Source organism: Desemzia sp. FAM 23989 (assembly GCF_045528345.1).
Lineage (GTDB): Bacteria > Bacillota > Bacilli > Lactobacillales > Carnobacteriaceae > Desemzia.
The window spans coordinates 1-5,993 of record NZ_JBGQQT010000039.1 but is presented as its reverse complement, the minus strand read 5'-3'; the positions used below and the strand labels follow the sequence as shown (position 1 = coordinate 5,993).

Genomic DNA, 5,993 nt, shown 5'->3' with positions numbered 1-5,993 from the left:
ACGGGGACGATGGGTTGATTATTTTTTTGATCTCGCATAGTAAAAATCCCTCCTGTCTGATTGAGATAAGTCAATCTTACAAGAGGGGAGACAACAATTCTATGCGGTTAATTTTAACGGGCTTACAATAAGAGAGCCCATCGATATTTTTCTTTCAACAATCCTCTTGCACATTTTAGTATGGTAGAATATGCTAATCAAAAGATGTGATTGAGGAGTTTTGTACATGAGATTACTGTTAGCAGAAGATGAACAAGAATTGGCTCGTGCCATTCAAGTCATTCTAGAAAATCAAGGATATGCAGTAGATAGTGTCCATGATGGGGAAGAAGCTTACGAGTACGCTTCATTAGCCGATTATGAGGGTATTATTTTGGATATTATGATGCCCAAGCTGTCTGGGCTGGAAGTGTTAGATAAATTGCGAAACGAAGGCCACCAAACGCCTATTTTATTGTTGACGGCCAAATCAGCCATTGAGGATCGAATTGAGGGGTTGGATCTGGGAGCAGATGATTACTTGACGAAACCATTTGCAATGGGAGAATTGCTGGCACGTGTTCGAGCAATGACTCGGCGTAAAACGATTTTGCAAGCTAAAATACTGACGTTCGAAGATCTGCAATTGAATTGTGAGACCATTCGGATCAGCAATGGCACAGATGAGTTGAAATTATCGAACAAAGAATTTCAGATTCTGCAATTGTTGATTGAAAACCCAAAGCAGGTTTTTTCGGCTGAGCAGATGATCGAACGCATTTGGGGACTGGATGCAGAAATAGAAATGAACAGTATCTGGGTTCATTTAAGTAATGTAAGGAAAAAATTGGCGTTATTGGAAGTGCGTGTCAAAATCGTTGCTACTCGTGGAGTAGGATATTCCTTGGAGGCCATTAAATGATTGAAAAATTAAGAAAAAAATTCATTTTAGTGACGATGGCTGTCGTTTTTCTAGTCATGTCTGTTGTACTGATTGTGCTGAACACGACGAACTATGTCCATACTGTGGAGCGAACAGACGAAATATTGACTATATTGACAGATAATGGCGGGAATTTTCCAGATGAATCTATACCTGGTAATGGAATGGGAATGCCGCCAAATCAAGGGATATCAGCTGAAACTCCTTTTGAGACACGCTATTTTACAGCTTTAGCCAATTCTGAACAACAAGTAGTTCAAATCGATACTACACGCATACGGTCGATCGATTCCCAAACGGGCCAATCATACGCTGAGGAAGTCTTAGCTTCAGGTAAAGAAAAGGGCTATATAGAAGACTTTCGTTATCAGGTGATAGAACAAACGGACGACACGATCATGCTGGTGTTTGTTGACAGCCAACGCGATCTGCAGCTAGTGAGATCTTTTTTTCGCAATTCTATATTGATTGGAGTCGTTAGTCTCCTGTTTATTTTCTTGCTGGTGTTCTATTTTTCTAGTAAGATCATCAAACCTGTTCAGCAAACGGTTGATCGTCAAAAGCAGTTTATTACAGATGCCGGCCATGAAATCAAAACACCTTTAGCCATTATTTCGGCTAATAATGATGTTCAGGAAATGTTGAATGGGAGTACTGAATGGACTGAAAGTACGAACAAACAAATCCAGCGCTTAAATGGGTTAATGGAGAGTATGCTCCAGCTGACACAAATGGAAGAAGAAGGTTACCAGTCTAAAATCGAATCGGTTGATCTCTCACAAATAGTGAAAGAGACAGCTGAACCTTACGTACAGATCGGAAGACAAAAAAAGGTTGAAGTATCTTTAGATATTCAACCGAATGTAGTGATCCAAGCGGATGCTGAAGCAATGAATAAATTATGCTCATTATTGATGGATAACGCCAATAAGTATGTCCAGCAACCTGGGACCATTAACGTCCGTTTAGACCATCAAGCAGGAAATAAAATAAAACTTCAGATCACTAATACCGTCAATGAAATGCCGAAACGATTTGACCAATTGTTTGATCGTTTTTATCGGGAAGATCAGGCCCGAAAACATAGTGAAGGCGGTTATGGAATAGGCTTGTCATTAGCGGCCACGATCGTGGAAAATCATCATGGTCAAATCAAAGCAGTTCTTCTGAAAGATCATACGATTTCTTTTGAAGTGATTTTGCCGACTAAATAGATAAGTAAGGGCTGGGAAAATACTGGTCCTGATACATTAAACAATAAAGCCTGTAAGAAGCTCTCAGTGAAGAGTTTCTTACAGGCTTTATTTATTGTCGGAACAAAAAAGGTGTCTTAAGTTTCAATTAAGGTTGAGGGATTATAGTACATCTATCGAACAAAGGAGGAATCAATCATGAGTCATTATCAAAGTACTTTTGAAAGAAAGGAAACCAAGTACTTAATTACGTACGAGCAGTGGAATGACTTTCTTGAAGCTATTCAACCCTATATGCAATTAGATGAATATGGGAAACACTTGATCACAAATGTTTACTACGATACAGAGAAATGGTATTTGATTCGTCAATCCATGAGCAAACCCATCTATAAAGAGAAAGTTCGTTTGCGAAGTTATGGTATTCCAAGTAAAACAGATCCAGTATATGTTGAAATCAAGAAAAAATTTAAAGGGGTGGTGTACAAACGCAGAACGGACATGCATTTAAAAAATGCTGAACGGTTTCTAGGGCATCACGAAATAACAGCTCCTGTTGCCAATAAACAAATGATGCATGAATTTGAATCTATTTTAGCGGTTTATCCGGATCTAAAACCAGCGATGTATATTTCTTATGAGAGGATGGCTTATACCGGAAAACTGGATGACAGTATCCGGATAACCTTTGATCAAGAGATCTTGTATCGGACGACTCACTTATCGTTAGCAGAGGGGTCTTATGGACAGCCGATTTTACCGGACGGTTCCTTGTTAATGGAAATCAAAATTTGCGGAGCTATGCCCATTTGGCTCGCGCGTCTATTATCTGAGATGCAGATTTATCCTGCTAAATTTTCTAAATATGCCAATGGGTACCAAGATTATCTAAAAAACAATCAAGAAGGGTTTGTCATGAATGAATGAATTATTTAACAGCTTATATATCGAGAGTGCTACAACTTTTTCCATCTCCAGTTTTCTGATCTGTACAGTCACCAGTTTGATCTTAGGCGGGTTAGTTGCCTGGACCTATATGTTACGCAATCACTATTCAAAAGGGTTTGTCGTGACATTATTCCTGCTGCCGGCTATCGTTGAAATGGTCATCATGCTGGTCAATGGAAACGTTGGGGCTGGGGTGGCCGTTATGGGAGCTTTCAGTTTGGTTCGATTCCGGTCAGTAGCCGGCTCAGCAAAAGAAATTTCCAGTATTTTCTTGGCTATGGCGATAGGTCTAGCTACTGGAATGGGATACATTGGGATAGCAGTCGTATTTGCGATTATCATTTGTGCTGTAATGATCGGGCTGAATTCATCCAGCTTTGGTGAAATGAATGAAAACGCCCGCTGGTTAAGAGTGACTTTGCCAGAAAACTTAGATTACACAACGATTTTTGAAGAAGTTTTTGAAAAATATCTTTCTACTCATGAAATGATGAATGTGAAAACAACCAATATGGGCAGTCTGTTTCGTTTAGAATACATGATTGAATTGAAAGATGCTTCGTTAGAAAAAGAACTGATCGATGAATTACGTTGCAAAAATGGAAACTTGGAAATTGTTTGCGGTCGTTCTGTAATAGGAAGGGAAGAATTGTAATGAAGAATAAACTCAGCACTATTTTGGCAACCGCTCTACTGTTTACTGGGGTGCTGGCAGGATGTCAAGCAACGGCTTCTGATACACAATCTATTGAATCTACTGAAGCAACGGCAACTACAGCAACTACAGGAACATCACAAAGCTCCGCTGATTACGAGATAAATTTTAGTTCAGACGATCTTGAAGTTGGTTATGATGAATCAGATGTAACCACTATTGAATTGGCTGATGATCAAAGTACCAGCAGCAGTGAAGGCGCAACAGTAGAAGGGAATGTAGTTACTATTACGACAGGAGGCTCTTATCTGGTCAGCGGAAGTTTATCTGATGGGCAAATAAAAGTTACCGCTCCTGATACAGAAGAAGTTCATTTGATCTTCAATGGAGTGGATATTACTTCTACTACAACAGCGCCTGTTTTGATTGAAGAAGCCGAAAAAGTATTTGTGACATTAGCAGAAGGTTCCGAGAATACCCTGACAGACAAAGAGGGCAGTACAGCGACTATTGGTACTGGGGAGGATGCCTCAAATATTGATGGAACCATCTTTAGTAAATCAGATTTAACGCTGAACGGTTCAGGGAATTTGACAATAAATGGAAATACCAATCACGGGATTGTTTCAAAAGATGATTTAATCGTTACTGGCGGTACTTACACGATTACTGCGACAGGTCAAGGCTTGTCCGGAAAAGATGCAGTCAAAATAAAAGACGGTACGTTCTCTTTAACCACTGGAGCTGATGCGATTCAGTCCGATAACGCAGAAGAAGTTGGCAGAGGATTTGTTTATATTGCTGATGGAAGTTTCACCATCGAGACTCAACAAGATGCTATACAAGCGGAAACGTTATTGCAAATTGACGGAGGTACATTTGACATTACAGCAGGTGGCGGCAGTGAGAACGCTGTAGCTAAAACTTCTGAAGGCGAAGCATTCTTTATGCAAATGGAAGAGGAGCAAGAAGACAGTGCAGATGCTGATGCTACGGATTCGGTCAGTACGAAAGGGCTGAAAACAGCAGGTGAGTTGATCGTAAATACCGGAACGATCACAATCAATGCAGCTGATGATACAATCCACAGTGACGGCAATTTAACGCTTGCAGGTGGAACGTTGACGTTAGCTTCTGGAGACGATGGAGTGCATGCTGGAGGCGACTTAGTGTTAAATGGTGCAAATGTTGCCATTTCAGAAAGTTACGAAGGTATTGAGGGCAAAACCATTACAATCAGTGCTGGGGACATTTCTGTCCTTGCAAGTGATGATGGAATGAACGCATCAAGCGGCACGACTACTACAAGCAATACAGGCGTTGGTGAAGATCCGTTTTCTAGCAACAGTGAGAACGACTTAACTATTTCTGGAGGGACGATTTCTGTAGACAGCAGTGGAGATGGATTAGATTCAAACGGAACACTTGAAATTTCAGGAGGCAGCGTGACAGTCAGCGGTCCGGAAAATGATGGAAATGGAACGATCGACTCAAATGGGGAGACCGTGATTACTGGCGGAACTTTAATGGGTTCAGGAAGTTCTGGAATGGCAGTAACTTTCTCAGAAGATTCTACTCAAGCGAGTGTACTATATGGATTTGATACCACATATGAAGCAGGTAGTGAAATAACAATCAGTGATGCAGAAGGAAATGTTGTGTTGAGCTGGACAGCAAATAAAAGCTTTGCATCTATCCAATTCAGTTCAGCTGACTTAACGGTAGGTGAAACCTATACAGTGAGCGTTGCTGATGAAACTTCTGAAATAACAGTAGAATCCATTTCTACTACAACAGGAACAACTACTGGCCAAATGGGTGGCGGTATGCAACAACCTGGCGGAAATGGCGGCGGCGGTATGGGGCAACCTCCTACTGACGATATTGGCGGTATGCAACGGCCAGGTGAGAGTGAATCAGAAGAGTAACTTTTCTAGCAAGAAAGACTTCTTGAGTCATTAGTCACTAGAAGGAATAAAATAAGAGCTTGCAGAATTATTCTGCAAGCTCTTTTTAAATGTCGATTCCCATACTTCTTTTAATATTGTCCAGTAGAGTTTTAGCTTTTTCCTGGTTTTCATAAAGAGAGTACTCGTCATCTTCCATTTCCCAAAAAATGTGTTCGATATCTGTCAGTATGTTGATAAGTAATGCCTACTGAACAATTGGGCTAATTTGAAATGGAGAAAAGTTCAATAGAACTAAACAGCTTTTTTTCCGATTTTTCAGTTGTCCAAAAAAAGAGCGCAAGCGATTGCGATTAATGTTATCTACA

At 40.4% G+C, this 5,993-nt stretch carries 5 protein-coding genes; all 5 read left to right on the top strand.

Going from position 1 to position 5,993, the window contains the following annotated elements; genetic code table 11:
- Positions 1 to 226: 226 nt before the first annotated feature.
- Entirely contained in the window at positions 227 to 901 is a 675-nt protein-coding gene (locus ACEN36_RS12765; RefSeq protein WP_407096542.1) for a response regulator transcription factor, read from the top strand.
- Entirely contained in the window at positions 898 to 2,136 is a 1,239-nt protein-coding gene (locus ACEN36_RS12760) for a sensor histidine kinase (protein WP_407096541.1), read from the top strand. The genes ACEN36_RS12765 and ACEN36_RS12760 overlap by 4 nt, the downstream gene beginning before the upstream one ends.
- Before the next feature lie 177 nt (positions 2,137 to 2,313).
- Positions 2,314 to 3,042, top strand: coding sequence for a polyphosphate polymerase domain-containing protein (locus tag ACEN36_RS12755; protein WP_407096540.1), 729 nt, complete (start codon positions 2,314 to 2,316; stop codon positions 3,040 to 3,042).
- Positions 3,035 to 3,718: a DUF4956 domain-containing protein gene (locus ACEN36_RS12750; protein ID WP_407126866.1), complete on the top strand. Its 684-nt coding sequence runs from the start codon at positions 3,035 to 3,037 to the stop codon at positions 3,716 to 3,718. The genes ACEN36_RS12755 and ACEN36_RS12750 overlap by 8 nt, the downstream gene beginning before the upstream one ends.
- Entirely contained in the window at positions 3,718 to 5,646 is a 1,929-nt protein-coding gene (locus tag ACEN36_RS12745) for a carbohydrate-binding domain-containing protein (RefSeq protein ID WP_407096538.1), read from the top strand. The genes ACEN36_RS12750 and ACEN36_RS12745 overlap by 1 nt, the downstream gene beginning before the upstream one ends.
- Positions 5,647 to 5,993: the final 347 nt, after the last annotated feature.

Excerpts from the sequence above, each read along its gene's own strand:
- ACEN36_RS12745 (WP_407096538.1), top strand. The coding sequence starts at position 3,718 with ATGAAGAATAAACTCAGCACTATTTTGGCAACCGCTCTACTGTTTACT.
- ACEN36_RS12760 (WP_407096541.1), top strand. The coding sequence starts at position 898 with ATGATTGAAAAATTAAGAAAAAAATTCATTTTAGTGACGATGGCTGTC.
- ACEN36_RS12765 (WP_407096542.1), top strand. The coding sequence starts at position 227 with ATGAGATTACTGTTAGCAGAAGATGAACAAGAATTGGCTCGTGCCATT.
- ACEN36_RS12750 (WP_407126866.1), top strand. The coding sequence starts at position 3,035 with ATGAATGAATTATTTAACAGCTTATATATCGAGAGTGCTACAACTTTT.
- ACEN36_RS12755 (WP_407096540.1), top strand. The coding sequence starts at position 2,314 with ATGAGTCATTATCAAAGTACTTTTGAAAGAAAGGAAACCAAGTACTTA.